The organism is Bifidobacterium longum subsp. longum JCM 1217, assembly GCF_000196555.1.
In the GTDB taxonomy this organism is placed as follows: domain Bacteria; phylum Actinomycetota; class Actinomycetes; order Actinomycetales; family Bifidobacteriaceae; genus Bifidobacterium; species Bifidobacterium longum.
On sequence record NC_015067.1, the window covers coordinates 1,318,389 to 1,343,967 of the forward strand.

At 60.5% G+C, this 25,579-nt stretch carries 21 protein-coding genes and 3 tRNA genes; 5 read left to right on the forward strand and 19 right to left on the reverse strand.

All coding sequences use genetic code 11. The features are described 5' to 3' along the window. Window positions 1-96 precede the first annotated feature (96 nt). From BLLJ_RS05825 to BLLJ_RS05865, 9 genes are all read right to left on the reverse strand, one after another. Complete coding sequence (locus BLLJ_RS05825; RefSeq protein WP_007052757.1) at window positions 97-1,083, reverse strand: phosphatidate cytidylyltransferase; 987 nt, start codon at window positions 1,081-1,083, stop codon at window positions 97-99. Window positions 1,084-1,105: 22 nt separating this feature from the next. Further along, complete coding sequence (frr, locus tag BLLJ_RS05830) at window positions 1,106-1,657, reverse strand: ribosome recycling factor (RefSeq protein WP_007052756.1); 552 nt, start codon at window positions 1,655-1,657, stop codon at window positions 1,106-1,108. A 76-nt stretch (window positions 1,658-1,733) separates the two neighbouring features. Next, window positions 1,734-2,474, reverse strand: a complete 741-nt coding sequence (gene pyrH, locus BLLJ_RS05835) for a UMP kinase (RefSeq protein WP_007052755.1) — start codon at window positions 2,472-2,474, stop codon at window positions 1,734-1,736. A gap of 173 nt (window positions 2,475-2,647) precedes the next feature. Continuing rightward, entirely contained in the window at window positions 2,648-3,499 is an 852-nt protein-coding gene (tsf, locus tag BLLJ_RS05840) for a translation elongation factor Ts (protein ID WP_007052754.1), read from the reverse strand. A 78-nt stretch (window positions 3,500-3,577) separates the two neighbouring features. Next, on the reverse strand, window positions 3,578-4,423 hold the full coding sequence (gene rpsB, locus BLLJ_RS05845) for a 30S ribosomal protein S2 (protein WP_007056702.1): 846 nt from the start codon (window positions 4,421-4,423) through the stop codon (window positions 3,578-3,580). 354 nt (window positions 4,424-4,777) lie between these two features. Then, window positions 4,778-5,266, reverse strand: a complete 489-nt coding sequence (gene def, locus BLLJ_RS05850) for a peptide deformylase (RefSeq protein ID WP_007052751.1) — start codon at window positions 5,264-5,266, stop codon at window positions 4,778-4,780. A gap of 6 nt (window positions 5,267-5,272) precedes the next feature. After that, window positions 5,273-7,369, reverse strand: coding sequence for an AMP-dependent synthetase/ligase (locus tag BLLJ_RS05855; protein ID WP_016507695.1), 2,097 nt, complete (start codon window positions 7,367-7,369; stop codon window positions 5,273-5,275). Window positions 7,370-7,459: 90 nt separating this feature from the next. Continuing rightward, complete coding sequence (locus BLLJ_RS05860) at window positions 7,460-7,951, reverse strand: hypothetical protein (RefSeq protein WP_012577406.1); 492 nt, start codon at window positions 7,949-7,951, stop codon at window positions 7,460-7,462. A 161-nt stretch (window positions 7,952-8,112) separates the two neighbouring features. Continuing rightward, entirely contained in the window at window positions 8,113-9,237 is a 1,125-nt protein-coding gene (locus BLLJ_RS05865) for a GuaB3 family IMP dehydrogenase-related protein (RefSeq protein WP_007052748.1), read from the reverse strand. Between the two features lie 127 nt (window positions 9,238-9,364). Between BLLJ_RS05865 and BLLJ_RS05870 the strand changes: the two genes are divergently transcribed. Beyond that, window positions 9,365-10,585, forward strand: coding sequence for an NADP-dependent isocitrate dehydrogenase (locus tag BLLJ_RS05870; RefSeq protein ID WP_008783318.1), 1,221 nt, complete (start codon window positions 9,365-9,367; stop codon window positions 10,583-10,585). 248 nt (window positions 10,586-10,833) lie between these two features. After that, window positions 10,834-12,465: a substrate-binding domain-containing protein gene (locus BLLJ_RS05875; RefSeq protein ID WP_013582778.1), complete on the forward strand. Its 1,632-nt coding sequence runs from the start codon at window positions 10,834-10,836 to the stop codon at window positions 12,463-12,465. A gap of 77 nt (window positions 12,466-12,542) precedes the next feature. Here the strand turns inward: BLLJ_RS05875 and BLLJ_RS05880 are convergent, their stop codons facing one another. Then, window positions 12,543-13,232, reverse strand: a complete 690-nt coding sequence (locus BLLJ_RS05880; RefSeq protein ID WP_007054320.1) for a M23 family metallopeptidase — start codon at window positions 13,230-13,232, stop codon at window positions 12,543-12,545. Window positions 13,233-13,740: 508 nt separating this feature from the next. Between BLLJ_RS05880 and BLLJ_RS05885 the strand changes: the two genes are divergently transcribed. The 3 genes from BLLJ_RS05885 (at window position 13,741) to BLLJ_RS05895 (ending at window position 14,048) form a co-directional block, all read left to right on the forward strand. Beyond that, a tRNA-Asn gene (locus BLLJ_RS05885) sits at window positions 13,741-13,813 on the forward strand. 43 nt (window positions 13,814-13,856) lie between these two features. After that, window positions 13,857-13,929 (forward strand) — tRNA-Asn (locus BLLJ_RS05890). A 43-nt stretch (window positions 13,930-13,972) separates the two neighbouring features. After that, window positions 13,973-14,048, forward strand: a tRNA-Asn gene (locus BLLJ_RS05895). Between the two features lie 190 nt (window positions 14,049-14,238). Here the strand turns inward: BLLJ_RS05895 and tsaD are convergent. From tsaD to leuS, 9 genes are all read right to left on the reverse strand, one after another. After that, window positions 14,239-15,282: a tRNA (adenosine(37)-N6)-threonylcarbamoyltransferase complex transferase subunit TsaD gene (gene tsaD / locus BLLJ_RS05900; protein ID WP_007054363.1), complete on the reverse strand. Its 1,044-nt coding sequence runs from the start codon at window positions 15,280-15,282 to the stop codon at window positions 14,239-14,241. After that, complete coding sequence (rimI, locus tag BLLJ_RS05905; protein WP_008783284.1) at window positions 15,279-15,833, reverse strand: ribosomal protein S18-alanine N-acetyltransferase; 555 nt, start codon at window positions 15,831-15,833, stop codon at window positions 15,279-15,281. The genes tsaD and rimI overlap by 4 nt, the downstream gene beginning before the upstream one ends. 16 nt (window positions 15,834-15,849) lie before the next feature. Beyond that, window positions 15,850-16,731 carry a tRNA (adenosine(37)-N6)-threonylcarbamoyltransferase complex dimerization subunit type 1 TsaB gene (gene tsaB / locus BLLJ_RS11145; RefSeq protein WP_007054365.1) on the reverse strand — a complete coding sequence of 294 codons (882 nt, stop codon included), beginning with the start codon at window positions 16,729-16,731 and terminating at the stop codon, window positions 15,850-15,852. 61 nt (window positions 16,732-16,792) lie between these two features. After that, window positions 16,793-17,359, reverse strand: coding sequence for a tRNA (adenosine(37)-N6)-threonylcarbamoyltransferase complex ATPase subunit type 1 TsaE (gene tsaE / locus BLLJ_RS11150; protein WP_007052688.1), 567 nt, complete (start codon window positions 17,357-17,359; stop codon window positions 16,793-16,795). 20 nt (window positions 17,360-17,379) lie between these two features. Continuing rightward, window positions 17,380-18,351 carry a DNA polymerase III subunit delta gene (gene holA, locus BLLJ_RS05920; RefSeq protein WP_007057620.1) on the reverse strand — a complete coding sequence of 324 codons (972 nt, stop codon included), beginning with the start codon at window positions 18,349-18,351 and terminating at the stop codon, window positions 17,380-17,382. Window positions 18,352-18,417: 66 nt separating this feature from the next. Then, window positions 18,418-19,764 (reverse strand): metal-dependent hydrolase family protein, encoded by a 1,347-nt coding sequence (locus BLLJ_RS05925; protein WP_013582779.1) that lies wholly within the window; start codon window positions 19,762-19,764, stop codon window positions 18,418-18,420. A 139-nt stretch (window positions 19,765-19,903) separates the two neighbouring features. Beyond that, window positions 19,904-21,658 carry a ComEC/Rec2 family competence protein gene (locus BLLJ_RS05930; protein ID WP_016507697.1) on the reverse strand — a complete coding sequence of 585 codons (1,755 nt, stop codon included), beginning with the start codon at window positions 21,656-21,658 and terminating at the stop codon, window positions 19,904-19,906. Beyond that, window positions 21,655-22,434 (reverse strand): ComEA family DNA-binding protein, encoded by a 780-nt coding sequence (locus BLLJ_RS11615; RefSeq protein ID WP_007052684.1) that lies wholly within the window; start codon window positions 22,432-22,434, stop codon window positions 21,655-21,657. The genes BLLJ_RS05930 and BLLJ_RS11615 overlap by 4 nt, the downstream gene beginning before the upstream one ends. A gap of 159 nt (window positions 22,435-22,593) precedes the next feature. Beyond that, a complete protein-coding gene (gene leuS / locus BLLJ_RS05940; protein ID WP_010080746.1) occupies window positions 22,594-25,557 on the reverse strand; it encodes a leucine--tRNA ligase in 2,964 nt (987 codons plus the stop codon). Window positions 25,558-25,579: the final 22 nt, after the last annotated feature.

Sequence of the window (25,579 nt, forward strand, 5' to 3'; positions counted from 1 at the left end):
GCGAACGCATATTGAACGATGATTTCCCCATATATGGCATGTGGCACCGTGCGATATACACACGATGCCACATTGTTCATGCACGAGACATGCGAATCACAGTCCGGTGATCCACAGCAAGGCGCAGGTGAACGGTGCACTCATCAAAATGGAATCCACACGATCCATCACACCGCCGTGCCCCTTGAGCAGATGGCCCATGTCTTTGATACCGATATCGCGCTTGAGCATGGAAGCACACAAATCACCGAACGTGCCCACGGCACCGATGAGAATACCCGCCACGATCGGCACCCACCAACGAGTGGCCCATTTCGAGGCATCATACGTGCATGCGAATACGGCAAATGCGCCAGCCATGGCGAAGAGCATCGAGCCGACAAGGCCCTCAACGGACTTCTTCGGCGAGATGCGCGGGCTGAGCTTGTGTTTGCCGAGCCAGGCACCGGCAAACAAACCGCCCGTATCGGATAGGGCGGGTAGGAACACCAGCATGATGGCGTGTGCAATCGGATGCCCATTAAAAGTCAGTGAGATGATGACGCAGCTGGCCAACAACGGAATATACAACACGGTAAGCACGGACACAGCCACATGGCTGAGCCGGGAATGATGCTGTTCCCCGCCCTCATGATTAAACGAGGATTCGAGGCGCGCGCTGGCATCCGTGTTGGACAGTTTGCCGGCAACCGCCAGAGATAGGCGGTTGCCGACGCTGATTTTTGCGCTGGCCGCGATGGCGACCAGAATAATCGACACGATGATACTCAGCGACATCGTGATGAGATGGTACGGGGAATAGTAGGTGGCAATGAGGGTGAAGGACGAGCACAGCCACAGCATAAACACCGGGAGGTGCAGGCCCACGGTGGCGAAGTCCACCCTGAGCTCCCACAGCGCCAGAATCATGAACACGACTACCAGCAGCACGAAGAGGTCGACGCTGAGCAGCAGGCACGCGACAATAAGGATGACCAGTGCCGCGCCTGTGGCGATGGCCTGCGGCATGTTGCGGCCGGTCTTCTTGTTGATCTGGTCGAGCGTCTCCTCGGCCTCTTCATGGGGTTGTTCGTTGCGTTCCATAATTCTCCGGACCTGGTCTGAATCAGACCTCCATGATCTCCTTCTGCTTGGTCTCCAGCAGAGTATCGATCTCGTCGGTAACGGACTTGGTGACCTTGTCAAGATCCTTCAGCAGGCGATCGCCTTCGTCCTCACCCATCTCGCCGTCCTTGACGGCCTTGTCGATGGTTTCCTTGGTCTTACGGCGAATGTTGCGCACGGCGACCTTGCCATCCTCGGCCTTGCCCTTGGCGAGCTTGACGTATTCCTTACGACGATCCTCGGTGAGTTCCGGCATGGTCAGACGGATGACGTTGCCATCACGGTTCGGGCTGATGCCGAGGTCGGAGTTGCGCAGGGCCTTTTCGACGGCACCGGCCTGGGAAGCGTCAAACGGGGTGACGGACAGGGTGCGCGGTTCGGGAACGCCGATGGAGGCGACGGCCTTAATCGGGGTGGGGGCACCATAGTAGTCCACGGTGATGCCGTTGAGCAGGGCCGGGTTTGCGCGACCGGTGCGGATGCCGGAGAAGTTTTCCTTGGTGTTTTCCACGGTCTTGGCCATCTGTTCCTTGGCCTGGTCGATAAGAGACATATTCACTCCTTGTGTGTTGGTGTTCGTCAGTGTTGTTCGTCTATGAACGCTTGATTCGATTGTGGGCGTTTGCGGCTTACTCGGCCACGCGCGATTCGGCGGTGGAGACCAGCGTGCCGATTTCATCGCCGACGAGGGCGCGGGTCACGTTGCCCGGCTCTTCGAGGCCGAAGACGCGGATGCGCTTCTTGTTGTCGCGGGCCATGGACAGTGCGGAGGCGTCCATGACGGCCAGATTGTCCACGAGGGCGCGATTGTAGCTCAGGGTTTCAAAACGCTTGGCGTTCTCGTCCTTGCGCGGGTCGGCGGTGTAGACGCCGTCGACGCCGTTCTTACCCATAAGTACCTCGTCGCAGTGGATTTCGAGGGAACGCTGGATGGAAACCGTGTCGGTGGAGAAGTACGGCATGCCGGCACCGGCGCCGAAAATCACCACGCGACCCTTTTCAAGGTGACGGATGGCCTTGAGCGGAATATACGGCTCGGCGACCTGTCCCATGGTGATGGCGGTCTGCACGCGGGTGGCCTGCCCCTCCTGCTCCAGAAAGTCCTGTAGAGCGAGGCAGTTCATCACCGTGCCGAGCATACCCATGTAGTCGCCACGGGAACGATCGATACCGGCCTGCTGCAGTTCGGCACCGCGGAAGAAGTTGCCGCCGCCGACCACGATGGCCACCTGCACACCCTGTTGTACGGCCGGAACGATCTCCTCGGCAATGCGACGAATCACCTGGGTATCGATGCCGACCTTGCCACCACCGAATGCTTCGCCGGACAGCTTGAGCAGAACTCTGCGCGGATTGTCGCTATCAGTCATATTGTGCCTTTCTCAAAACCGAAAGTGCGAAATTATCCGTAGACAAGCGTATCGGTTTACGACGACACCCCCTAGCAACGACACCCTTGGAATAGCGAAACGCCATCCGATTATTGAATAACCGGATGGCGTTTCGTTGAAATTACGCTAAGCGCGTGGAGTAAGCCTTAGGCTCACTCCTCTTCGCCCTTGCCGACCTCGACACGAGCGAATGCGGTGGCGTTGCCACCGACTTCCTTGAACAGGTCGCCGACGGTCTTGGACGGGTCCTTGACGAACGGCTGCTCAAGCAGCACGACTTCCTTGAAGAAAGCGTTGAGACGGCCTTCGACGATCTTCGGAACGATCTTCTCCGGCTTGCCCTCGGCCAGGGACTTCTCGGTGGCCACGCGACGCTCGGACTCGACCACATCGGCCGGAACGTCCTCGCGGGTCAGCCACTTGGCGCCCATGGCGGAGATCTGCAGAGCAGCTTCGTGAGCCACGGCGGCGCCGGCCTTGTCGGTGGCGATCATGGCGACGATGCTCGGCGGCATCTCGGCGGACTTCTTGTGAGCGTAGACTTCGACGTGCTCGCCGGAGATCTTGGCGAACTGGCCGACCTTGACGTGCTCACCGAACAGGGCGGCGGCCTCTTCGACAGCCAGCTTGACGGTGGTGTCGCCAGCCTTGGCCTCGAGCAGCTCGTCAGCGGAGTTGGCGTCGGCGTCCACGGCGTAGCCGAGAACTTCCTCGGTGAACTCGACGAACTTCGGGGTCTTGGCCACGAAGTCGGTCTCGGAGTTCAGCTCGACGGCGTAGCCGGTCTCGCCATTGGCGGTCTCGACGACCTTGGAGGCGATGGTGCCTTCCTGAGCCTTGCGGCCTTCACGCTTGCCGGCTGCGGCGATACCCTTGGCGCGGATGATTTCCTTGGCGCGGGCGACGTCGCCTTCGGCTTCGGTCAGAGCCTTCTTGACGTCGAGCATGCCGGCGCCGGTGTCTTCACGAACCTGCTTGATCAGTGCGGCGGTAATTGCTGCCATTGATTATTCTCCTTGAGAAATTTTGCTTACCCATGAACGATGGGAAGCGCTCATTCAGGCACTTCCCATCGTAGAGCATCACTCGGCCTTGGGGGCCTCGGCGGTTTCGCCCTCGGCGGCAGCCGGAGCGGCGGCTTCAGCGGAAGCCTCGGCAGGAGCCTCGTTGGTCAGGAGTTCCTTCTCCCAAGCGGCCATCGGCTGCTCGGCGGCTTCACCCTCGGCCTTGTTGGCGCCGGAGCGCTCCAGCAGACCTTCGGCGACGGCGTCAGCCATCAGGCTGGTCAGCAGTTCGATGCCGCGGATGGCGTCATCGTTGGCCGGGATCGGGTACTCAACGGTGTCCGGGTCGGCGTTGGTGTCGACGATGGCGACAACCGGGATACCCAGCTTGTGAGCTTCCTCAACAGCCAGGGCTTCCTTGGTGATGTCGACGACGAACATCGCGGACGGGGTGCGGTTCATGTTGCGGATACCGCCCAGCTGCTTGTTGAGCTTGTCCTTCTCGCGCTCGAGCAGGAGGAGCTCCTTCTTGGTCAGGCCGGAACCGTGCACGTCGGTGAAGTCCATTTCCTCAAGTTCCTTGAGGCGGTTGACGCGCTTGGAGACGGTCTGGAAGTTGGTCAGCATGCCGCCGAGCCAACGCTCGGAGACGTAGGGCATGTTCACGCGGGTGGCCTGGTTGGCGATAGCTTCCTGAGCCTGCTTCTTGGTGCCGACGAAGAGCACGGTGCCGTTGTGGGCCACGGTGGTCTTGATGAAGTCGTACGCCTTGTCGATCATGTCGAGCGACTTGAACAGGTTGATGATGTGGATGCCGTTGCGCTGGGTGAGGATGAACTGCTTCATCTTCGGGTTCCAACGACGGGTCTGGTGGCCGAAGTGCAGGCCAGCCTTCAGCATATCGCTCATAGTGATCTGAGCCATGGTATTACTACCTTTCATTGTCGGTTCTTGCCTGGCCATGCGCACCTGCGTGCAGCTGCTCCCCCGGTTTCACGAGTTGTGCAGCCGACCGACACAAGCCGTCGCGAGCATGACGCGAATTTGTTGTGTGCCGGTTGACAATATTGGGTGGCTCTGGACGCCAGCGACTGCGTCCGTTGCCGGGTGGCACACGAGTTTCGAGAATAGCACGGAGCCGGTACTAAAAAAACAGGCTCCCCTCTCTGAGGGGAGCTGTCGCCGTAAGCGACTGAGGGGAGTCACGGGCGGTACCGGCAGAACCACCCTCAGTCTCACTACGTTCGACGGCTCCCGCCAGCGGGAGCCGAGTATGGACTACTTCGCCTGACGATTACGCATGTAGCGCAGGGCTTCGCGGCGTTCTTCCTTTTCCAGGCGATCCAAATACACGTGGCCGTCGAGGTGGTCGCATTCGTGCTGAAGCATACGGCCCATCAGCCCGGAGCCCTCGAGCACGACCTCGTTGCCGTCCAAGTCGATGCCACGCACGCGAGCGTAGTCGGCACGACGGGTCTTATACCACAAGCCGGGCACGGACAGACAACCTTCATCGCCATACTGCTCGCCGGACTTCTCCTCGAGTACGGGGTTCAGAACGTAGCCGACTTTGCCGTCGATGTTGTAGGAGAAGGCCCTCAGGCTCACGCCGATCTGGTTGGCGGACAGGCCCGCTCGGCCCGGATCGTCCACGGTTTCCAACAGGTCGTCAACCAGGCGGCGCACGGCCGGGGTGATTTCCTTGATCTCATCGCAGGGGGTGCGCAGGACTGGGTCGGGCACGACCCTGATCTCACGGATGGCCACTTCTCGTTACTCCTCGTTCTTCTCGTCAGCCGGCCGGTCCGGCTTGCTGCCGGTGTCAGCGGCATTGTCGGCATTGTCGGCGGAATCGCCGGTCTCGCCCTCTTCGGGTTCGGCCTTCGACTTCTTGATCTTCTCCGACACGCTAGCAATCGAATCAGACACGCTGGTTTTCATCTGTTCCGAGGCCTGTTTGACCTGTTCGGACGCCTGCTTGACCGATTCGGAGGATTTCTTGACGGTCTCCAGCGTGCTGTCGATGATCTTGGCAGTGGCGGGCAGCGGCTTGTTGGATGGCTTGGGCGCGTACAGATCCTCCTCGATGACGGTGGCGTAGCGCTGCAATACCTTGGGACGCACCACTTTCATGCTCGGGGTGAGCGTGCCGTGCTCCTGACTGAATTCCTCATCCAGCACCGCGAATTTGCGCACGGACTCAGCGCGGGAGACATTGGCGTTGGCCTGGTCGATGTACTGCTGGATAAAGGCGCGCACCGCGTCGTTGTCGCTGGCCTCGGCGAGTGTCATGTCGGCATTGAGGCCCTGACCTTCCAGCCAGGAATGCAGCATTTCGGGGTCGAGCTCGATAAGTGCGGACACGAACGGCTTGCCGTCGCCGACTACTACTGCATGAGCCACGATCGGGCAGGTGTCGATGACATCCTCCATCGGGGCGGGGCTGATGTTCTTGCCGCCGGCGGTGATGATGATGTCCTTCTTGCGTCCGGTAATGAAGGTGAAGCCGCGGTCGTCGATACGACCCAGATCGCCGGTTTTGATCCAGCCGTCGGCAGTCATCGTCTGTGCGGTGAGTTCGGGCTGCTTGTAGTAGCCAAGGAACACGTTCGGGCCGGTCAGCTCAATTTCATCGTCTTCGCCAAGACGCACGCCCATGCCAGGCCCAGGCTTGCCGACCGAACCGATCTCGTTGTCGTCCTCCCAATTGACGAGCATCGGAGCGGCGGTTTCGGTCATGCCATAACCCTGGATGAAGGTGATGTCATTCATGCCGTTGAAAAAGTGGGCCAAATCCACGTTGAGCGGCGCACCACCGCAGGCCAGCCATTTGAGGTTCGGTCCGAGAGCGGAACGAATGGATTTGCCTACCGTGGCCATGTAGAACGAATGGCGCATGCGCTCGATGAACGAATGGCCGCGACCGGCCTGCTCATCCTTGCTCCACTTGACGAAGTGCTTGACCGACTGGGCGAAGATATGCCCCTGGATGCCGGCACCAGCCTTCTGCGAGGCCGCGTTATACACCTTCTCGAACACACGTGGCACGCCCAGCAGGTAGGTGGGCTTGAAGCTGCGGATATCGGCGAGCAGTCGCTTGGCGTCGGGAATGTATCCGACCACGCCGCAGCCACCGATGCACACGTACTGGATGTAGCGGGCGAAGCAGTGCGCCAGCGGCAGGAACAGCAGCAGACGGTTGTCGTCGTACAGCATGCCACGCAGAATCTCGTAGCCGTTAAGCACGATGTGCGTGTAATTGCGGTTGGAGAGCATCGCGCCCTTGGGCTTGCCGGTGGAACCGGAGGTGTAGACCACGGTGAGCAGATCATCGGCTTTGATACGAGCGATAGCCGCATCCAACGTCTCATCGGATACGCCATGCCCGAAGTCAACGACAGCGTCAAGGCCATCGGCCTTGAAATTGAACACGTATTTCATGCCCGGATGATTGACACGGATCTGCTCAAGCGTCTGTGCGCGCTGGAAGTCGCCGGCAAAGGCGATGGCGGGATCGACTTCCTCGACGATGCCCGCGGTCTGACGGGCGGAATCGGTCTCATAGACGGGCACAACCACAGCGCCGATTGCCGCGCAAGCGAAATCAGCCACACCCCACTCATAGCAGGTAGGCGAGTAAATCAGCACCATGGTGCCGGCTTTGACGCCAAGTCCCAACAGGCCCTTGGCCACCTCGCGTACGCGGGACAGCATTTCAGTAGCTGTGGCGCTGCGCCATTGGTGGGTGTTGTCATCCTGCCATTCCGCGATGATGTCATCCGGCGTGCGAGCTGCTCGTTTGGACAGCAGCGAGTAGACGGTGTCGTCATCGGTGGTGACATATCTGGGTTCTTCTACATGTTCACGCATGGTCACTACTATAGGCGAACCAGCCTATGACACGGCAGAACCGTCTTCCGCTACCAGCGTAGGAATCGGTGTGCGGGCGGGGCCGTCTGGTCAGCCCAGATCGGCATAGATGCACATCCATCGAGAACCGATGTACTTCAGTTTGAGGTTGACTCGCAGATTTTCCTGGCCGATGGTCATGAATACCGCCATTTCCAGCGTGTCCTTGCCGGTGATCATGCCGTCGATCAATGTGGGGACAGTGGGCAGATAGCAGAATTTCGCTTTGAGCTCCGGATGAGTGACCATGTGGGTGCCGAGCAGGTATTGCATGGTTTGCAGCCGGTCCAGGCATGGTTTTGTCATGGCTCTGTTGAGATGTGCGACGCTGAGTTTGCCACGTATCGCGTCCGCCGATGTGCAGGCGATGCGGCATGCAGCCATGGCCATGGAATGACATTCCTTCGCATTCAGCCCGCCTATGAATGTGGGTTGGATGTGATACCGCACCGGGCGATCCGACAGCTCCACAACGATGAATCCGTCATAACTCGGCAACGGCCCGTACTGATATGTGCCGTGGAAAAATCCCGAATACTCCATGATGACCCCCTTCAAGCCCCCTTGCAACTCACCATCATCGGCGAGCGTCTGTACTACAACATCACGAAAGGCGCGCCAAGTCAAACTACTTGAGCGCGCCTTCGGGCAAGTTAAGCCTCCTGCATGGAGGGCAAACCCCCATTTTCAGGGGGCAATCGGGATTATCGTGCGGAATACGGGTTGACCACCATGCCGCAACGCTGGAAGTTCTTCACGTCGACGTAGCCGGTGGAGGCCATCGCGCGCTTGAGGGCGCCGATGAAGTTGGTCTTGCCGTCCGCCTGGTGGCTCGGTCCGAACAGCACCTGTTCGAGCGGGCCGACCGTGCCGACCGTGGTGCGGTAGCCACGCGGCAGCGTCTGGTGGCGGGCTTCGGAACCCCAGTGGGTGCCCTTGCCGGGGGCCTCGGTGGCGCGGGCCAGCGGCGCGCCGAGCATGACCGCGTCGGCGCCGAGGGCCAGGGCCTTGACGAAGCTGCCGGAGTCGCCCATGCCGCCGTCGGCGATGACCTGCACGTAGCGGCCGCCGGATTCGTCCATGTAGTCGCGGCGGGCCTCGGCCACGTCGGCGATGGCGGTGGCCATCGGGGCCTGCACGCCGATGGTCTGGCGGGTGGCGGAGACCGCGCCGCCGCCGAAGCCGACGAGCACGCCGGCCGCGCCGGTGCGCATCAGGTGCAGGGCAGCGGTGTAGTTGGATGCGCCGCCGACGATGACAGGCACGTCAAGGTCGTAGATGAACTTCTTGAGGTTCAGCGGTTCCTGGCCGGAGGAGACGTGCTCGGCGGAGACCACAGTGCCGCGGATCACGAACAGGTCCACGCCCGCGTCCACCACGGTGGAGTAGAACTGCTGGGTGCGCTGCGGGGAGAGCGCGCCGGCCACGGTGACACCGGCGGCGCGAATCTCGTGCAGACGTTGCGTGATGAGCTCCGGCTTGACCGGCTCGGCATAGATCTGCTGGATACGCTCGGTGGCCTGATCGGCCGGCAGTCCGGCGATTTCGTCCAACAGCGGGGTCGGATCCTCGTAACGGGTCCACAGACCTTCCAGATCGAGCACGCCGAGCGCACCCATCTTGCCCATGGCGATGGCGGTGGCCGGGCTGGTCACCGAATCCATGGGGGCGCCGATCACCGGCACATCGAACTCATAGGCGTCGATCTGCCAAGAGGTGGAGACGTCCTCGGGGTCGCGGGTGCGACGGGAGGGGACGATTGCCACATCGTCGAGTGCGTAGCCGAGACGGCCTTTTTTGCCCAAACCGATTTCAATTTCCTGAGACATGGTTTCCAGCCTATTGCCCGGGTGGGACGCCAACAAGGCCGTTTCCCACGGACCGGACGATTGCTTCAAGTCGTTACAAACATGCGCTATGACTAAATCATCTTCACACCATCTATCAGGAGGAAGCATGGCCAAAATCAAGGTCGAAGGCACTGTCGTCGAACTCGACGGCGACGAGATGACCCGCGTGATCTGGAAGGACATCAAGGATCGTCTGATCCTGCCGTACCTCGACGTGAACCTCGACTACTACGATCTGGGCATCGAGCACCGCGACGAGACCGATGACCAGGTGACCATCGACGCCGCCCACGCCATCCAGAAGCACCATGTCGGTGTCAAGTGCGCCACCATCACCCCCGATGAGGCCCGAGTCAAGGAATTCGGTCTCAAGAAGATGTGGAAGTCCCCCAACGGCACCATCCGCAACATCCTGGGCGGCACGATCTTCCGCGAGCCGATTGTGATGAGCAACGTGCCTCGTCTGGTGCCCGGCTGGACCAAGCCGATCGTCGTAGCCCGTCACGCATTCGGCGACCAGTACAAGGCCACCGATTTCAAGGTTCCGGGAGCCGGCCAGCTGACCGTCACCTTCACTCCGGACGATGGCTCCGAGCCGATTCAGCACGTGGTCTACAACTACGGCGAAGACGGCGGCGTGGCCCAGGTGCAGTACAACGTCAACGATTCGATCCGCGGTTTCGCTCGCGCCTGCTTCAACTACGGCCTGATGCGTCATTACCCGGTGTACTTGTCCACCAAGAACACGATTTTGAAGGCCTACGACGGCCAGTTCAAGGACATCTTTGCCGAGGTGTTCGAGACCGAATACAAGGACAGGTACGCCGAGGCCGGCCTGACTTACGAGCACCGCCTGATCGACGACATGGTGGCCAGCTCCCTGAAGTGGCACGGCGGTTACATCTGGGCCTGCAAGAACTACGATGGCGATGTGCAGTCCGACTCCGTGGCCCAGGGCTTCGGTTCGCTGGGCCTCATGACCTCCGTGCTCATGACCCCGGACGGCCAGACCGTCGAGGCCGAAGCGGCGCACGGCACCGTGACCCGTCACTACCGCCGCTGGCAGAAGGGCGAGAAGACCTCCACCAACCCAATCGCATCCATCTTCGCGTGGACCGGCGGCCTTAAGCACCGCGCCGATCTGGACGGCACGCCCGAAGTCCGTCACTTCGCCAAGACGCTGGAGAAGGTCATCGTCGACACCGTTGAAGGCGGTCAGATGACCAAGGATCTGGCCATGCTCATCGGCCCGGACGAACCGTGGCTCGACACCGACGGCTTCATGAACGCGCTGGACGAGAACCTGGCCAAGGCTCTGGCCGAGTAAATCATCGAACACATCGTGCGGACCTACATGGGTCATGTCATGTCGCAAACTGTCATGATTGTCGTGCTTCATCTGGAATGTTCCTCAGCACGATAATCATGACAGTTGTTCGATGCACGCACGTAATACCTCTAATTGTTCCCGGATATGTGGCGATTTGTCCACTGGTCCGGGACTTTTTCGTATACGGCCTACTAGAATCGTGATTCAGCTTGTTTTCACGCCCGCTTGAGGAGGTTTCGCCGCTTATGGTGTTCGCACGCCGCTCAACCACCCTGCTCGCCGCCATTATCGCATCCTGCGCGATGGTGCTGTCACTGACCGCGTGCACCTCAGACAATAAGACCGTTGTAGATGGTCAAACCACGGTGACGTCCAATTCTGCCGGCGGCGTGGCCGTGTTCACACCTTCGGACGGCATTACGCTGAACCAGCAGACGCCACTGAACAAATGGGCGAAGCTGGTGCCTGACCTAGCCAAGGCTCTGGCCGACGCCGGTTTCAAGAAAGGCGATATCGATCATACGACGTCCGACTCGTTGGCCAAGCAAAGCCGCGCCATCCAAGACTTTGTGGTCGATCATCTTTCGAATAACACCACGGACGATTCCGGCATTGCCATCGCGCCCGACAACATGACATTGCTCGTGGCTCCAGTAGTCGAGGCCGACGCTTCCACTCGCCAATACGGCGATTACATCAGCCAGAACCTGAGCACCAACGATGCCACGGATGGGGAAGCTACTTCTGACGGTGAATCTTCCGAAGACGACTCGTCCAAAGACGATTCGTCCAACACTGAGAGCGACAGCACTGCATCGGACGAGCAGGCGCAGGCCGTGGACCGGCTGGTCTCATCGCTCAAGCTGGCCAAGGAATCCGGCATGCATGTGGTATTGCTCGGCAACAGTATCGAGGGATATAAGCCGGACGCCTTCGTCAAGTTCTCGGACGCCCAGACCATCGGCAAGCTACAGGCGGAAAAGATGGTGTCCAAACTCAAGTTGGATAAGGCCAGTAAAGACAACCCCAAATACATTGAGGTGCTGCTGCCATACACCGCCGTGGACGAAAAAGGCAACGCCAACGATTCCACGTTCGCCCAAGAGGCGTTCCGTGGTATCTGGCAGGTACTGGGCTTCTACTATCAGAAGGGCGTTGTGGAAAGCCCTTCAGGCACCTTGGACGGCAAATCCACGGAAAACGATTGGCAAGCCGTGGCCTACGATGCCGCTAAGGAAGGCTCCACTGCGAAAGTGCTTGACAAGCGTCTGGCAAAAACCGATGGACAGTCCACACTCACCCGTATTGACGGCATCATCACGATGAACGACTACATCGCCTCCGAGGTCGTCAAGGAATTGGACGATCTGGGATACACCGGCTCTGCCGCCGATATCAATCCGCAGATCACCATCTCGGGCATTGTCGGCAATATCACCGGCAAGAAGGATCTCAGCCGCGACGCCGTGCCGGACCCGATCAAATCCCCTGAAAACGACAACGCAAACGACTCATCCAGTTCCGATGACGATGCGGACGAGGACACCTCCGCTTCCGACAAGGACCGTGACTCGCAGTGGCCTCTAGTAACCGGATACGGCGCGTATGTCTCGAACATCCCATCCATCGTCAATGGCAAGCAATGGATGACCGGCATGGAAGACAGACAGACCATCGCCACGGATATCGCTCAGGCCTGCGCCAAGCTCAACAAGGACGAAGCGCTGAATTCCATGCCTTCAATCAGGAACTCCGAGGTAGGCGGCGTGAAGAAGATCCCGACCATCAGCGAACCGTTGCTGGCTGTCAGCGCCAGCAATCTCAAGTCCGCGCTGATCGACCCCGGATATATTTCCTTGGCCGATGCCGGTCTGTGATTCATACTCGTCACGCCGCTAGCCGCCTGCGATGTCTCTTCCGTACGGCCCTGTTCCGGCCGACAATCACCGTTAAATCATGACGGTTTCAGTACGATTTTTCGACTCCCCGCATATTGCTGTGGATCAAGATAATCGGCCGTTCCTCGCTTGAGGCCCCAATGCAGGCAACGGTCTTCGCAATGGTCCGAGCTGCCTTCAACGATGCCTACGGGCTGTCTGCGGGAGATCGTATCCCCCACTGAGAGCTCGGTAACGGCCGGTTCGAATGTCGACGTGACACCTCCACGATGCCGTACACTCACCACATCTTTGCCAGCTACTTTGCCAGCAAAACTCACGGTCCCTGCCTGTGGTGACAGAATTACGGTACCTTGCTCCGCAACAAGATCCACTCCACGATGACCTGGTGCCCACGGGTTGATCGGCCGCTCGAACTGTTGTTCGACCTGTGGATCGTCGACCGGCCAGTCGAATCGGGATTCGCACTGATTGCCATTGCGCCACGCCAAATCAGACATATCGGTGAAATCCTCCACCGTGTATGCCGCATCTCCGGTCACCGCAGTATCCGCATGCGCAACATGCTGAGGCGTGGATGCCAGCCCTACTCCCAAGGCAAGCAGCAGGCCGATAACGGCGGCCAACGCGATTATGGCATCCATACGCCGTTGCCGTTCCTGAGCCCGCTGACGCGCCTGCTGACGCCGCCGGCTGGCACGTCGGGCTTCGTCGCGACGCCAATCAAACAACAGTGGTGCATTCATGAGATTCCTCCCCATAGTGTGAGTGTGATGTGATTCCGGCTTCTTTGCCGGTGATACCCACCTTGAGGGGTCCGAAACAGGATGTCCAGCCAAAACGACCTATGTGGTTCTAGCTTCCGAAGTTATCCACAATGAAATTTCGCGTGACAGTATCGCCGCATCGTCATGTTGTTCGACCTTCAGCCGCGGCCGATCCATGTCACAACCGCTGCCATGCAGTGACAGCGGAACATCAGAACTCTTGTGATTGTTCCCACTGGGTTCGCATACTCAGACGGTTGTTCCGTTTCACCGATTCCAGTATTTGCCAAGCAGACACCAGCTCCTCTACCGTTAGTCGCTAGTGTATATCCGCGTTCGGTTTTTGGCTGTATGAGATAGTATCCGATGAGTCCGATTCTGCGGAATTCAGCGCGACATGCCCTACACGCATGTAATTTGCTTTTTCGTGGCAGGCATGTAAGATATGTGACTTGTGCGCGAGAGAAATCTCAAACACAGCAGACATTCCTGCGTAGCTCAGTTGGCAGAGCATCCGACTGTTAATCGGACGGTCACTGGTTCAAGCCCAGTCGCAGGAGCTCACCTGAACGGGTAACTCCGGCCGGGATGAAAATTGAATATTCCTGCGTAGCTCAGTTGGCAGAGCATCCGACTGTTAATCGGACGGTCACTGGTTCAAGCCCAGTCGCAGGAGCTCACCTGAACGGGTAACTCCGGCCGGGATGAAAATTGAATATTCCTGCGTAGCTCAGTTGGCAGAGCATCCGACTGTTAATCGGACGGTCACTGGTTCAAGCCCAGTCGCAGGAGCCATCGAAAGCCTCGGTTCTCCGAGGCTTTTTTATTTTCATCGTATTGGTGGCCAGACACGACACCCCATCATCAACCGGGAAATCCATGGCGAAGACCTCACCACTACTCACATCAGGCAGACAGGTCACTGTCAATTCACCGATGAGAGGCACGGTATTCCCAGTATCAGTTTGGGAATACCGCGCAAATCTTACATCGAGACCTTGGTCAGGGGCATGGCGGAGTCAATCGGGAAGTCGGGGGCGCTGGGGGCCACGCCGGCTTCGACCAGGTTCACGCCGAGCATGGCGACCATGGCACCGTTGTCGGTGCAGAGCTTGATTTGCGGGATACGGACGTCGACGCCGTAGTTCTCGCCGAATTCGAGCAGTTTGGCGCGCAGCTGCGAGTTGGCGGAGAAGCCGCCGCCCACGATCAGCGTGTTGGAATCGTACTGCCGGCAGCCGCGCATGGCCTTACGGGCCAGCACGGTGGCCACGGAATCGGCCAGGGATGCGCACACGTCGTCCACCGGAATCTCATGGCCGGCGGCCTGCTCGCTTTCCACCCAACGGGCCACGGCGGTCTTGACACCGGAGAAACTGAAATCATACGGGTGCGCGGCACCGGCCTTGCCTTGGGTCAGACCCATCGGCACCTTGATGGCGTGCGGGTCGCCGTTCTGACCATGGCGGTCGATGTGCGGGCCGCCCGGATACGGGAAGCCGAGCAGGCGGGCGACCTTGTCGAAGCACTCCCCCGCCGCGTCATCCAGCGTGGTGCCCACCACATCGATTTTGCGCGGCATGTCTTCCACGTGCAGCAGCGAGGTGTGGCCGCCGGAGACGATCAGAGCCAGCGTGTCCTTGGGGAACGGGCCGAACTGCAGCTGAGTGACGGCGATGTGCCCGATCACATGGTTGATGCCGTAAATCGGCTTGTTCGCAGCCCAGGCCAGCGCCTTGGCGCCGGACACGCCCACGGCCAGGCAACCGGCCAGTCCGGGACCGGCGGACACGGCGATGGCGTCCACATCCGCCAACGTCATGTTCGCGTCGACGAGCGCCTTGGACACGCATGGCACGAAGGCCTCGGCGTGCGCGCGGGAGGCGATTTCGGGGATCACGCCGCCGTATCGCGCGTGTTCCTCCATGGATGAGGCCACGACGTTGGAGAGCAGTTCGCGGCCGCGTACGATGGCGGCTGCGGTTTCGTCGCAGGTGGATTCAATACCCAGTACAACCGGTTCGCTCATCGTGCTTCTCCGTTCTTCTCCGTTTGCTTGCTGGTGATGTCTTCAATGTCCGCCGATGCCGTCTGCGGGGCGGCAAAGCCCACGACCCTAGGTTTCAGGTCCAAGCTCATGGTGTATGCGTCGATGCCTTCGGGCTGGTAGTAGCGTTTGCGCAATCCCATGCGTTCGAATCCGAACCGCTGATACAGGGCCAGCGCAGGGTCGTTATCCACACGCACTTCGAGCAGCATGCGCGAGGCGCCCTGACGTTTCGCCTCGTCGACCAGTACCTGAAGCAACGCAGCGGCGATGCCTTGCCGCTGGTATGCCTTGCCCACGCCGATGGTCATGAGCTCGGCGTCCTCGCCGTCGTACCAGAAGCCGGCGTAGCCGCGGACAACAGCCTGTTCCGCCTCTCCCAGCACATCCAGCAGATACGTGCGGGCCGGTGCGTCCAGTTCCTCTCGCACCATGTTCGCATTCCATGCGCCGCGGCCGAACAGTTCGCCTTCCAACTGTGCGATGGAACGAACCGCAAGATCACGACTTACGGCAGTGATGTCAACAATCATCGGACCACAACCCACTTCACGCCTTATCGGCACCGGCATGGCCGAGCACGTGCTTCAGTGGGTTCGGTACTTCGGCGTCCGGCCGGCGCAGGTACAACGGTTCGATCGGCACGACCTGGTCGCCGCGCAGTTCGCGGCTCAACGCGGTGGTCGCAAAGACGGCGAGCCCGGCTTTCCCGGCATCCAATACCGATCCGTCCACCACGGAGCCCAGCGCACGCAGTCCCTGCCAGACGGATGCGTATTTGGCCGCGCCGTGGCCGGTCACATCCACCACATAGCTGACGCCGTCGCGTTCGCCGTGTTCCGCGAGCGCCGCGTTCACCCGTTCGACGATATGCTCCGGGTAGTCGATATCCATCTCGATCCAGCGTCGTTCGGCGGCGTCCTCGTCCGGCAGGCTGATGCTGCCGTGGTTGAGCGAGAAGTACAGCTGCTTGCGGCGCGCATCGTTGACGCACAGCGTGACGTGGCGGTCGAGTTCGTGTTCCTTGGCCTCGGCGTCCGGGACGTCACCATCCGATTGGCGCGAACTCAAGCGCGGCACGTCGGCCAGGAAATCGATGCCGTCGAACATGGCGCTGTCACCCAGCACGAAGTTCATCATCTCGCCTTGCGGGTCGAGTACGTTCTGTCCGACGAGCTTGGCCCCGGTGGCGAAGGCCAACGCCTTGGCGGCCACGATGCCGGCGCGCAGGCCGGTGAATGGCGCCGGGCCGATGCCCACGACGATCTCCTCGATATCGGCAGGAGTCAGGCCGGCCTCCTCGACCGCGCGCGCGATATTGACCTGCAGTTTCTCCACATGGGTGCGCGAATCGGTCTCTACAATGGGCTCGCGCCCCACAATGCCGACCGTCGAGCCGAATGAGGTGTCAATCACCAACGTGCAACCCATGAATCCTCCTAGTCGTAAAGCCTCTAGAGAGTGTACATCGAGGAGTCTATGGGAGCATGGCTTATTGCAGGTCGAACGCGGCCCATCGCTTGCCGACTGGGACGAATGCGACGGTACGAGTGCCGTTGCTGGTGAGTTCGCCGTCTGATCCAGCGGATGCGACATCGGAGGAATCGAGAGGTCGATCGATATGGATTTCAAGTCGTTCTGGTGCCAAGGCGGTGGCCATTTGTTCGCCCCACTCCATAAGCACCACCGTGTTCTCGCCGGGGTCTTCAAGTTCTTCGTCCAATCCCAGCGATTCCAGCTCGTCCAACAAACGCCCGATGGCGTCCTGCCCCGGCGCATAGGCTGAGCCGCCCAGACGGTAGGCATCCACATGCACCAGATGAGCCGGAGTGCCGTCGGCGAAATGCCCGTCAAGTTCGCGGGCAATGGTGAATGTAGGAGACACGATGGGTTCGGTAATGTCCAGCCCCGCGCCGAAGCCTTGGGCGAATGTGGTTTTGCCGGCACCAAGAGGGCCTGAGAGCAGCAATACATCGCCGCCGTGTACCATTCCGGCCACGCGGCGGCCGAGCTCCTGCATGGCCTCGCTGGTGGGAGCCGCAATAGTGTGTTCGCTCATAAATACCCCTTTATCGACTTTTACCGACCTTTATGACTGATGTCTTCAATGCAGCGTTCCAGCGCATATACCGGGTCGCCGCCGTTCGTTTTGCTTTGCTCATCCGCCCAGGCGAGCATACGGATGCAATGCGCGAGTCCTGCCGAAGTCCAGCCGCCAAGTTGGCGCATCGCATTCTTCAGCACCCACGGATTGGTTTTCGCTTCGGCCTGTGAAATCGTGCCGGCCCGGACCGCCGAGGCTTTGGCAATGGTACGGAGCTTCATGGCCAACGCGCCGATCAGCGCGATGGGATCGGTCCCTTGTTCCACAGCTGCACGCATCATGACGATGGCTTCTGCGGTTTTGCCTTCCACGGCCTTGTCTGCCACGGCAAAACCGGTGACCTGCGGATTGGCGGTCAAATACTGGTTGACACGGTCGAGCCCCATCGGATTATCGTCAAAGTCGAAACACAATTGCTCGCACATGGCGGCGAGTTCGCCGGTTTTGCCGCCGAGCACGGATACCAGCTGCTGCGCGGCCATCGGTTCGACTCTACGACCGCGTTTCTCGAATTCTCCGAGTACGAAATTGAGTTGGGCATCCGGTTTCTTCAAATCCGGCACGTCCTCTTTGCGAGCGCCGGCTTTCACCAGTTGGTCGATGATCTTGCGCCCTTTGACGCCGCCCTCGTGCTGGCAGATCACCACGCTGGAGCCGTTCGGATCCTTGGCGGCCTGCTTGGTGTACGTCACCAGAGCTTCGGCGAGCTTTTCGTCGGCATTCTGCAGGTTGACGAGTTTGACCACGGCAACGTCGGAAAGCAACGATGGGCTGACGGCTTCATCGAAGGCATATTGGTCGGCCGATGTGGCGTCGAGCTCGATGAGTTCGGCGTCGGGTCGCGCCTTCAACGCTTGTGCGCACAGTGCCTTGGTGCGCGCGTCGTTCAAATACGAGTCGCCTCCGGGCACCACGGTTACCGGTACGTTCGCTGCTGTTTTCGCCATGCCCCCATCTCGCCACACAGGTTGGACAATGACCTGCCGGCATAACGGCCCGGCAGCACTCCGCGATTAGGCGTATGCCTCATCCAACAGGGCGTCGATATCCGCGAAACGCTTGGGAGCGGGACGCCATACCGGGTGACCGGCCGCGATGACCAGTGCCGGGTGTTCCAACGCGCGCAGGTCGTCCAGCGGATTGGCATTCAGCACAAGCAAATCAGCGGATTTGCCGACTTCCAAAGAACCGGTCTCGGCATCGACGCCGAGAATGGAGGCGTTGACGGCAGTGGCTGCGTGCAGGGCCTCAGCCGGGCTGAAACCGGCGTATGCGACCAGCAGCTCCAGCTCACGCCATGTGGCGTACTGCGGCACGAATGTCATGCCTGTATCGGTGCCGACGCCTATCATCAATCCGGCCTCGTGCGCTTGACGGGCACCTGAAACCATGCCGCCGACCACGTTTTTGGAATTCTCCAATTGGATGTCGGTGATGCCGGTCGCGTCCTGTCCAAGCAAGGTCAGGGGAAGGCCGGCGGAAAGTGTCGGAATCAATGCCGAGTATCCGCGCAACGCATTCGGATTGTGCCGGAACATGCCGATCAATTCGTCGTCGAGCACGCTGCCGTGTTCGATGGTATCGACGCCGGCCAGCAGCGAACGCCGCACGCCTTCCGGGCTTTGCGCGTGCGCGCCGACAATAACACCGTACTGATGCGCCTCATCGCAAATCGCCCGCATCTGTTCCACGCTCATCTGCGGGCTGCCGGCCTCGCCGATTTCCTGTGCATCGGTTACGCCGCCGGTCGCGGCGATTTTGATGGCGTTGACGCCAGCCTTGAGATTCTGCGCGACTGCGGTACGCGCCTCTTCCGGGGTGCCGCTGGTCAGTGCGATAAGCGGGGCGCCATGGCCTTCGGGAATCGCCATCAGCGGTCCGGATGCCAAGATACGCGGTCCGAGGATTTGGCCTGCATCAATCTGATCGCGTAATGTCACGACTTCATATCCCACGTCGCCAAGCGTGCGGATCGTCGTAACGCCGGATTCCAGCAATGTTGTGGCGTTGTGTTTTACGGTTGCGGCCATGTACGGCTTGCCCAATGGCGAATGCGCGAATGTGGCGACCATACGTTGGCCTTTGGGCGTCGCCAGCTTCGGATTGAGCGGCTTGCCTTGGGAGAACAGATGGGTATGCGCATTGATCAGCCCCGGCATCACGATTTTGCCGGTGCCGTCAAGATAGTGGTATTCGGCTGGGATACTGGTTTCGATGCTGGGTGCAACCTGTTCGATACGTCCGTCGGCTCCGACCACGATCGTCATGTTACGCAGTATGGTTCCGGCTTTATCTCCGGTGACGATGGTGGCGTGGGCCAATGCGAATGGTTCGACTATCGGATTATGAGACAACATCATCGCCGGCACTCCTTCATGCAGCTGGTTGAACTGGTCTCAACTGTATCGCAGTTTTGCCGGCTGATGGTTTATGCCGCGCGGCCTATCGCATAGGTTCGGCTGGCTATTGCGATGGTTGCTGCACCGAATACCGCATTGGCTATTCGGCTTGCCGCCGCGTAAAGAGACGTCTCGTCTCCTCGCACCAGAGACTGAGGCGGACATGCCAAGCGGAACCGAAGCGCACGCCAGGCATTCCGGCCTCATAACGACGGACATGCTGGAGGCAACGGCTGACGAACACCAGTAGCATGCCGATACCGATTTCCACCGCCACAATCAGCACGGCACCCGTAACGCCGTCTTTCCATGGGATGACGGCCATCGTGCTGCCACCCAGCCACAACGCCACCCGTTCCATCACCAGCGTGCCCCATGACGATATCCACGCGAATACGCCGGCCAGCCATGGCTCGCACCATGCGCAGGCCAATGCCATCAATCCCGCCATCGTGGCCAATCCCACAAACGGCGACACCAACAGGTTCGCCGGCACGGACAGCAACGGCAACTCCGGTTCCATCAACACCTGAATCGGCAGGGTGAACAACTGCGCGGCCACGGTCATCGCCATCATTTCGGCGATGCCGTGCGGCATCGCTCGCTCAAAGGCACCGGCCAGCCGCCCCGCAAACAGCACGATACCCAGTACGGCGGCCGAAGACAAGGCGAATCCGTAGCTGGCCGACATATCCGGATTCACCGCCAATACACCGATTACCGTCCAGCACAGGGCGCTCAACGCTTGCGTACGCCGCCCCATCGCATACGTCAACGCACCTATCAATCCCATGATGAACGCGCGGGTGACCGAATCACTGGGGAACATCGCCAATGCCAGCAGCACATATACTCCAGAGACCAGCAACGCCGTCAGCCGCCGATCAAGCAGCATCCACATGCATAACCGGCGCACCAATCCCGCCACCAGTACAAAGTGGCCGCCGGATACGGCCATGAGGTGCATGATGCCGGACTGGCGGAACTGATTCTCCAACGTTTGCGCATACGTGCTGTTGACCGGCATCGGACCGGTCTCGCCGCCGATATAATCCTGGCCAAGCACACCCATCGTCAATCCCGGCACCAACACACGCCCCTGATCGGACAATTGTTCGGTCACGGTGAAAAACGCCTCCTGCACATGCGCAATCGCGGCGAGATGCCACGGCGGAGCCCGCACCTGTGCTACCGGCTGTTTTCCTTCCAAGAGCAGCCATAGTGGTATGCGTCCATATCGCGCTTGCTGCAATACGCCTGTCAGCAGATGGACCGCGCCTCGACGCAACTGCCCACAATACGATTCGTCGGCGTATACACGCACAGCGACCGTGGAACGTACATCCGTACCATCCACAGTGATGCCGCTCAGCCGTATGTCCGTCTGACAATCGTATGTGCGTTGGTCCGAAGCGATCACGGGCGTCGTCACCGTGGCCATGACTTCGTGGTATGAACTGGATTGGCGAGCTTGTGCGGAGGCAGGATCATGCCAGGCAATGGTGTCCGACGCGATTGCCGTCATACTGCCGATGCACGCCACCGCAACGCATACGGTCAATGTTCCCGTCCACCGGATCCGCAGGCGGAAAGACACCACAATCATCGCCGCCACGGCAGCACATGACGCCACTGTTATAGGCAATATTCGTGTGACAGGCCATTCCATGCCGATTATGGTGACGTCAATGCCAGCTCCGGCATCGGCCTTTGCCTGACCGGTGCCGAGTCCATCAGACATCCTCCATGCGAATAATGCGTGCGCTCCCAGACTCGCCGCCCACATCACTATGGCGATCGGCAGCATCCTCCAATCGCGGCTCCCCTGCTCGCGCAGTATCCAATCCCTGCTCATCCGACCGTCACCTGCCCTCGCATGGTCTCCAACGTCTTGGAGCCGATGCCTTTGACATCCAGCAGCTGATCGACTGATGTATACCCGCCAATCGCCGTGCGATGATCAATGATCCGCTGAGCGGTAACCGGCCCAATACCTTTGATGGATTGCAATTCCTCAGCGGTAGCCGTGTTGAGGTTGATAAGACCATGCGTGGAAGCGCCGGCATCGCTGCCGTCCGTCTGCATGTGCGGAGATTGCGTGGTATCCGATTCGGGGTTCGCTGTGGCATCGGAATGCTCCGACTGCTGCGGATCCGTGCGTTTCTCGTCCGTGGTGTTCTGCGATGGCATCGTCTGATCTCCAGCGGAGCCGCCCGTGGTCTGCATGGCGGTCGGTTGAGACAGCATGGCCATATTCATCGACTGTTGGACCAGCAATGCCAAGCTGATGCCAAGGGCGACGATCAGCAGCAATATCACGGCCAAGGCATGCCCAATGGTGAACGACAATCGCGGCTGATCCCGGGTGAGTCTGGCTGATTCGCCGACGGCATCGGCGGAACGTACGCCAATCAGATCCGATAACGCACGTTTGTCACGGGTCGCCTGCCGCAGGCCGCTCTGCGCCCTTTGGGGCGGGTGGCCAGCCGGACGGATCCGTGCATGGCCAGGAGGCGGCGGAGGCGTCGTGGGCCGTTCCACTCGCGGTTGGGGCATGGCTGCGCTCTGCCTGCTGAATGCGCGCAAACGGTTGGCGGCATGGTCTGCGCGATGGTTATGAGAAACGCCCATGCATCCACGCTGATGGATTCATGGGCGTTTGTCCAGCTGAAACGGGGTATGTGGTTCTAGCTTATGAAGTTATCCACAATTGAGGTGGGCGGTTGACGCTCCCCTCAGTCTCGCTACGCGAGCCAGCTCCCTCAAAGAGGGGAGCTGGCTCGCAACAAGTCACTCCGCGGGAACGATGGAGACGATCTTCGGGGCCTTGACGATCACCTTGCGCGGCTCCTTGCCGCCAAGACGGTCGGCGACGGCGGCCAGCGCCTGCTTCTCGAGATCGGCCGGATCGATGTCGACCGGCACTTCGAGCTTGGCGCGCACCTTGCCCTTGATCTGCACCACGGCGGTCACGGTGTCGTGGCCCACGTAGCGTTCGTCGGCCACCGGCCACGGCTCGGCGGACAGGGATTCGGCGTGACCGAGCTTGCTCCACATCTCCTCGCAGATGTGCGGGGCAATCGGCGCGAGCATCAGGATCAGCGGCTCCACGGCGGCACGCGGCACAGCCTTCAGACCGGTCAGGTGGTTGTTGAGCACGATGAGCTTGGCGATGGCGGTGTTCGGGCGCATGCCTTCCATTTCCGCGGTCACTTCGGCAATCGTGTTGTTGAGCAGCTTCAGGGTCTTTTCGTCCGGCGTGTCCTCAGTCACATGGGCCTGGCCGGTGGTCTCATCGACCACATTGCGCCACAGACGCTGCAGGAAGCGCATGCCACCGACCACGTTGCGGGTGTTCCACGGGCGAGACTCGTCCAGCGGGCCCATGCTCATTTCGTACAGGCGGAAGGTGTCGGCACCGTAGTTCTCGTACATGTAGTCCGGGGTCACGATGTTCTTGAGGGACTTGCCCATCTTGCCGAACTCGCGGTTGGCATGTTCGCCGTTCCAGGTGAAGGTCGGCTCGCCGGAGGCGTCGGCCGGGCCTTCCACGACCTCGTCGGCCGGCACGTACTGGCCGCGGTCGTCGGTGTAGGCGTAGGCCTGGATCATGCCCTGGTTGAACAGCTTGTGGAACGGTTCGGCCGAGTCCACGTAGCCGAGGTCGAAGAGCACCTTGTGCCAGAAGCGGGAGTAGAGCAGGTGGAGCACAGCGTGTTCGACGCCGCCGATGTACAGGTCCACACCGCCTTCATCACCCGAGTACTTGTTGTGGTTCGGGCCCATCCAGTAGTCGAACTCGTCCTTCTCCACCATGTGCTTGGTGTCGGTCGGGTCGATGTAACGCATGTAGTACCAGCAGGAGCCGGCCCAGTTCGGCATGGTGTTGGTGTCGCGGTAGTAGGTCTTCTTGCCGTCGCCCAAGTCGAGCTCGACCTTGACCCAGTCCTCGTTGCGGCTCAACGGTGCCTCCGGGTTGGACTCGGCGTCCATCGGATCGAAGGTGCGCGGCTCATAGTCGGGCACGTCGGGCAGGTTGATCGGCAATGCGGAATCCGGCAGCAGGTGCGGGGTGCCGTCTTCGCCGTAGACGATCGGGAAGGGCTCGCCCCAGTAGCGCTGGCGGGAGAACAGCCAGTCGCGCAGACGGTAGCTTACGGTGCCCTTGCCCACGCCGGCGGATTCGAGCCAGGCGTTGACCTTGGCGATGGCGTCGTCCACGCGCAGGCCGTTAAGGCTCAGCGCGTCGCCCTTGGCTTCGGTGGCCTCGACGGAGGAGTTGATCACGATGCCGTCATGGGAGACGAACGGCGCCTTGCCCTCGTAGTTGGCCAAGTCGTCGCCGGAATCCGGCAGAGGCGTGACGGTGTAGATGACAGGCAGACCGAACTTCACGGCAAAGTCGTAATCGCGCTGGTCGCCACCAGGCACGGCCATAATGGCACCGGTGCCGTAGTCCATCAGCACGTAGTCGGCAGTAAACAGCGGGAGCTTCGCGCCGGTGATCGGGTTGGTGGCGTACAGGCCGGTGAACAGACCGGTCTTCTCACCGGCCTCGTTCACGCGGTCCTTGGCGGTCTTGGCTTCGGCGGCCAGACGGTAGGCCTTCACCGCCTCGACCGGGTTGGCATAGCCGCCCTTCCAGTCTTCGGGTACATCGGCCGGCCATTCGGCGGGCACGTTCTCCAGCAGGTGATGTTCCGGGGAAACCACGGCGAACGTGGTGCCGAACAGCGTGTCGGGACGGGTGGTGTAGATTTCCATGTCCTTGTCACCGTCGGCAGTGGCCACGGTGAAGTGCACGGAGGCACCATGGGATTCACCGATCCAGTTGCGCTGCATGAGCTTGACCTTCTCAGGCCAGTTGATGCCGTCAAGATCGGCGATGAGGCGGTGGCCGTACTTGGTGATGCGCATGGACCACTGGCGTAGCTCACGCTGGAAGACCGGGAAGTTGCCACGCTCGGACTTACCTTCGGCGGTGACCTCCTCGTTGGCCAGCACGGTGCCCAGACCCGGGCACCAGTTGACCGGGGACTTGGAGATGTAGGCCAGGCGGAAGTCGTTCAAGATATCCTGCTGCTCGGCGTCAGTGAGGTCGGACCACTGCTTGCCGTCGGACTCGTGGCCCGGAATGGCCTTTTCGCCGGATTCGAACTTGGCCACGAGCTCGGCGATCGGGCGTGCGGAGCCCTTGGAGCCGGACGGGTTGGTGGCGTCCTCGTCGTACCAGGAATCGTAGATGCGCGAGAAGATCCATTGGGTCCAGCGCACGTAGCCGGGGTCGATGGTGGCGAACGTACGACGGTTGTCGAAGCTCAGGCCCATACGGTGCAGCTGGCGGCTCATGTTGGCGATGTTCGCCTCAGTGGTCACGCGCGGGTGCTGGCCGGTCTGGACTGCGTACTGTTCGGCAGGCAGGCCGAAGGCGTCGTAACCCATGGCGTGCAGGACGTTCTCGCCCTTCATGCGGTGGTAGCGGCTCACCACGTCGGAGGCCAGGTAGCCCAGCGGGTGGCCGACGTGCAGGCCCTTGCCGGACGGGTAGGGAAACATGTCCATGGCGAAGTAGGCGGTGCGGCCTTCGGCGTTACGGCCCTTGCCGTCCTTCAAATCGCCGTTGACGTTGGCGGCCCAGAAGGTGCCTTGCTCGTCCCAAATCTTCTGCCACTTGTTTTCGATGTCCTGCGCCAGTGCGGCGTTGTAGCGGAAGTTGGGCTCTTCGGTTTGCGTGCTCTTCTCGTTGTCACTCATAAATCAGCAAGGTAGCCTCGCA